Genomic DNA, 5,397 nt, shown 5'->3' with positions numbered 1-5,397 from the left:
ATATAGTATAAAAAGCCAGAAGTAAGAAGCCAGAAGGTGTTACCCTAAACTAGCCGAAGGGCAGAAGGAATAAAGAATATTCTATAAGCTTTTCAGCCATTTTAAAGGGTAGTTTTATTTGCGCCATACTGTACTAGTGATTATCTGGGAAATTTGATGAGATAGCTAAACAGAAAACATATGTGAAAATAGTAGTATCAAAAAGCTTTGGTATAAAATTATTAGTAGAAATTAGTGAAAATATTCAGTTGAGAAAGTTTTAAATTGTTAATTGTCATATGGCGCGAAGCCAAATGTTAGCTAAAATAAGAGTAAGGCTCCCAGTTGAGAGAGTTGACGAGTGTAGTGATGTCATGAGTTTTGCCTTTTTATGAATTCAAATAGTCAGTCTGCTAATACCGAGACATATCAACATCGATTGGCAGACATAGTAGGAACTATTATTGCAATGTTGACATTAACATTGCCTTTGTTCGTGATTGCGAATTATTCAGATAATATCCAAAATAATAATCCACAGCCAGTAACCTATAGATTGCAAACAACAAAAGAATAGTTAAAAGCAGGATGATTTGATCGATAACGAAAGATATTAGGGAATATCGAGGAATTGGTAATGAATTTGCGACTACGAATAGGGTATTTGGGAAAATTTCGCTATTTGCGATCGCATGATTCTACCCTACCTTTATACCTCTTCGTTTTGTAGAAATTCAAATAAAGACGTTCCACCGGAACGTCTTTATTATTTTATTATATTCTAGGGAACACCCTTACTATTAAACCCCAACAAAGGTTTCATCATCTGCATCATCCTCGTACAAATCTTCCGGTAACATTTCACCTTCAATACTTTCAATTAATCCCATTTCTGGCATATTACTAAACCAGATATCATTATTTGCGCTTTGTTTGCGAACATTGGCTAGTTCGAGTCGCGATTGTTGGGATAATAACTGTTTGAGAGCTTGGTATTCTTCTAATGCAAACATTGCTCCATTGAGACGAACTGTTTCTTGAGCGGCTGGAGAAAGTATGGCATTATGCAAACAAGCATTAGTGAAAATTGCTGACTGAAGTTTTGCCCCAGAAAGGTTGGCATTCGCTAAATTTGCACCAGAAAGGTTGGTTTCCGAGAGGTTGGCATTTGCAAGATTTGCTCCAACGAGATTGGCATTTGCAAGATTTGCTCCAACGAGATTGGCATTTGCGAGGTTTGCAGCTGCAAGGTTGGCACTTCCCAAATTGATTGTTTCTAGGTTTGCTCCAGCTAGGTTAACTTGTGCGAGATTTGCCCCTGACAAATTGACATGATTCAGCGATTTGGAGCGCAGACGCTTTTGAAAAGCTTGTGGAGCTAAGATGCTGGTACGATTAATTAGCTTGGTTAGTGTCTCTGGATCGAATTCCTCCCAGTTTGATGGATTACGACAGGGGAAAAAAGAACGCTTTGCTTCACGATGACAAGTAGAAAGCAAGAAAAATACGTTTAGAGCGACTGCTGTGTTGATTTGTTCGACATTGAGGGGATTTTGCAAAGTCCGAAAATAGTTCCAAGCTTTGTGTGCTATTCCTTGATCGAGCCAACGTCCTTGACAATGAGAGTACCAGAAAACCGACAAGCGATCGCACAGTGTGGCAAAGGAAAATTCTGTCACTGGTAAGCATTGCAATCCCTCAATCACTAGTTCTTCTATTTCTGATGTCAAGATTCCATAACCAAATAAATTATAGATATGTTCAGCGACGCTATTTTTGGAATCGATTACAAAATCTGAATCCCCATAACCATTCTGTTGACGTTCAATTAGTCGTTTGAGTTGGTTAACAATTACTTTAGCGCAGAGAAAATTCCCAATTTGAGCATGGGAAAATTCGATTTTAGTTAATTGGGAATGGGGGGAAATTTTGAAATAGAAGGTTGGTAAGTCATTTTGTTCATTCTCCAGATGTACATAATGACGTTGGGAATGGAGGATTTGTAAGGTAATTTCTTCGATTTTTGACAGTAAAGCTTCGGGATAATTAGTTCGGAGTAAATTTGCTACTGCATCTTGGCTACGATGGATATGTGCCAAACCTTCACGAATCAAAATTGGTTTTACACCATCAATTCCGGGATACCCTAATAACCATCGATTGAGACGTTGATAAATTTCCCACAACAATGCACCATTTCGGATTTGTTGAGTTTCTGCGACTAATTCGATTAATTCATCATCAAATAAGCCATCACGGTAGAGAATTCCGAATAAGTAGAGATGTAAAGGTTGACGTATTAATAAAGAGAATTCTGGTAACTTTGATGCACTTGTAAATAAACCTGCTTGCTTTAAAAAAGTAAAGAAATTTTGTGCTAAGGAGACTGATTGTACTGTTGCCCAATTTTGAAACCAAAGACGTAATTCTTCCTGTCCAAATGGTTGTATAGTGATTCTTTGCAACTGAATTAAATCAAGATTAATACCCTGATTAATAATTTCTTGGAGATGCTCAGAACGACTCGTAATAATAATTTTATGCTGCGATTCCCCTTTAGAAGTATTACAGGAACGCGATTGAAAATTAAGTAACTGCTGGATGAATTTTGTTGTTGACATTCTGCCATTTACAAAAGGTAATTCATCTAAACCATCGAGAATAAAGACACATTTCAAATACTTGAGTTTTAACCACTCTTCCAATTGAATAGATATATTCTCAGGAAATCCAGAAGCAAGAGTTTCTACTAGATTTTCACCATATTTAATATCGCGCAACCGAATAAATATAGGCATCCAGTCAGGATAAGATTCCTGCGCGGTTTTTGCTGCCAACATTTGACAGAAACTTGTCTTCCCATAACCAGCTTCCGACTCAATGATGAGGATACTTTCTAAATCCTCAAGTTGATTCTGTACCCATGTAATTAAATCGACAGCATGGGAAGTTTTTGTATCTGTATGGGAAATACTGTGGGAATTATAATTAAAGGTACTATCTAAATTACGATGGGAACCATTATGCAAATTAATTGCTTCAATTGGTAATCCCTTTGGGGGAATATAAATATCCTTTAGAGAAAAATATTCCAAAAATAATGGTTCCGCAAGACCTGTAATTAAACTAGCACGATACTGTTCACGGGCTAAATCAATTTTGTCCAATGCATAAAAAGATAGGGATTTATCAGTAGATACATTAGTACCAGCCAAAAAGGAACTTCCCAATCGCACAAACTTTTGCAATTGTGCTAAAGCCGCAGCATTTTCTGCGATAACTATAAGTAAATGCCCAGGTAGTGAATTAGCTAATCTTTGTACCATTAACTTCGATTCGCTTTCCTCAGCACCATTTGCCATAAACCAAGCAACAGTAGCATGATTCATTTGTTGAACCAACAAGGATTCTGCCATCAATATTAGTGCTTGTTCTGCTTGAGTATCGCTTAATTTGCCAGGGTTAAGCGTCTTTAACAACTCCTGTAGATGGGAATCTTGAGAAATAAAAGAAGTACCATCAATTTCCCCGTGCCAAAAGAATGCTCGATTTAGCCACGGCTTTTTTAAATTCACTTCCTGTTCTAAAATTTGTTGTAAGGCGTTGAGATAAGCAATCTGAAATCCCAACCAAACACCTTCATTGCGTTTTAACGGCTTTTTTTGGCTAAAACTAGAAAGCAAACCTTGGGTTAATTGGGCTATTCCAGATATTTCTTGCCAAGCTGCACTTAAAGGCAATTCTAGAATTTCTGCGAAAGTACAGATATCAAATATGCTTAAACTTTTAACATCTATCTCATTAATAATACGTAAGGAAATGCCACCGATAATATCGGGTCTAAGTGTTTCCCTGTAATGATTTTTAGTAAATTTAGTTGCCAGCCAGTGGCGAATACTTAAGTACATTTTTTACTCAGTAAATAGCCTCCTAATGTCATTATGGACTATTTCACCCCGAACCGGGAACTGGTAAAAATAAGGAATTATGTAAATTGGGTATTAGGTATTGGGTATTTGTAAGTAAGCAGACAGAATTAATTACAATACTGATTCCTTGCTGGGTAAGAATTTGAACCCGAATTTTGTTGAATTAATGGTGTCCAAAGACTTAATTTGCACAAGAATATCCATCGGATCGTGTCTACTACTACTTCACCTAAATTAGAATATGAGCGATCGCACAATTAAAATACTATTAATAGACCAAGACTCGATTTTCAGGTTGGGTTTGCGGCTAGTATTGGATGCTGAAGCGGATTTAGAAGTGGTAGGGGAAGCTGAAAATGATGTTGAAGGGTTAGAAATAGTTGCCAGACTGACACAAGACAATCAAAACCGACTCGATTTAGTCATCTTGGATATCGATCGAGGTTACTCAACAGCCAGTCAGTCATTTAGTTTGCCAAATATTTTACAAACGGACTTACAAACGGACTTACAAACTAATCCACAAGCTAGTTTACAACTTTGCCAGCAATTAAAAGCCCAATATCCCCAACTACCAATATTAATTTTGAGTGCGACGCAAAATCAGCAATTAATCAAAACAGCACAAACACTAGGAGTCAATGGTTATTTTCCCAAGGGAATTGCCATTAGGGAGCTAATCTGGGCTATCGATACAGTTATGTCGGGCAATTCCCCATTTTTCCCCCCAATCCCATCTGCAATCCCTTATTCCCCTTCTCCCATCTCTCGCTACCTCAATAACCTCAAATTGTCAGGAAATCGTTACATCCAAGCGAATTTAGTACAAGTCAGAGGGAAGTTACAAATTCCGGGAATACCAGTGTTAGAAAAAGCGGTTTTAGCTGGGAAACAACGGGAATTATTTGCAGCACGTTGGCTTTTAAATAATATCTTGGTAGTAAATCAGCAAACTTCCCAAACTGAACCAGTAGGGAATATTCCTAGTATTATTGGTTCTGTACAACAGGAGAATATATTTAACTCTAGTAACCAATTTGATTTGTCACAAAATCCAAATTCACAAAATATAAATTCACAAAACTTAAATTTACCATCTCAACTCAGTCCCAGAGGATTGCAAGCAGATTTATTTTCAGCTTGCGTATCTCAACTTCAGTTACCGTTACAAAATGTCACGGATACTTATATAGAAATCGATATTTTGCGGATTGAGAAAAAGCGCGAACTTCTATATTTGATATTGCAAAAATTAGGAAAAACATTAGATGATTTACGGAATTCTCAGATTGAAGCTAGTCAGTTATATGAATTAAATCATGTAATTTTGCGTGATTTGTGGCAAACGTCAACAATTGACTTTTTCGGTAAGTTTTCGCGGATTAGAGTTGGGGATAATGACTTGGAAATAGTGAGTTTATTACAACAAGATGGGGATGTGATTCAACGGGAGATTTTAGATTATATTCCCTTATTTCCAGAGTTATTA

2 protein-coding genes and 1 pseudogene are annotated in these 5,397 nt (G+C 36.9%); 2 read left to right on the top strand and 1 reads right to left on the bottom strand.

Annotation, left to right across the window (positions count from 1 at the left end; genetic code table 11):
- The first annotated feature begins 370 nt into the window (after positions 1–370).
- On the top strand, positions 371–556 hold the full coding sequence (locus CK510_RS25550; RefSeq protein WP_095724347.1) for a TLTLP motif-containing protein: 186 nt from the start codon (positions 371–373) through the stop codon (positions 554–556).
- Between the two features lie 223 nt (positions 557–779).
- Here CK510_RS25550 and CK510_RS25545 read toward each other — a convergent pair whose 3' ends face one another.
- Positions 780–3,887 carry a pentapeptide repeat-containing protein gene (locus tag CK510_RS25545; protein WP_095724346.1) on the bottom strand — a complete coding sequence of 1,036 codons (3,108 nt, stop codon included), beginning with the start codon at positions 3,885–3,887 and terminating at the stop codon, positions 780–782.
- 262 nt (positions 3,888–4,149) lie between these two features.
- Here CK510_RS25545 and CK510_RS25540 point away from each other — a divergent pair.
- Positions 4,150–5,397 (top strand): annotated as a pseudogene (locus CK510_RS25540) (DUF3685 domain-containing protein); the annotation flags it as partial.

Origin of the sequence: Brunnivagina elsteri CCALA 953 (assembly GCF_002289455.1) — a bacterium.
Classification (GTDB): domain Bacteria; phylum Cyanobacteriota; class Cyanobacteriia; order Cyanobacteriales; family Nostocaceae; genus Brunnivagina; species Brunnivagina elsteri.
Note: the sequence above shows the minus strand (reverse complement) of the source record. Positions and strands in the feature narration are given on the sequence as shown.

What these genes read in the sequence shown, in the direction of transcription:
- CK510_RS25550 (WP_095724347.1), top strand. Translation starts at nt 371, where the DNA reads ATGAATTCAAATAGTCAGTCTGCTAATACCGAGACATATCAACATCGA.
- CK510_RS25545 (WP_095724346.1), bottom strand. Translation starts at nt 3,887, where the DNA reads ATGTACTTAAGTATTCGCCACTGGCTGGCAACTAAATTTACTAAAAAT.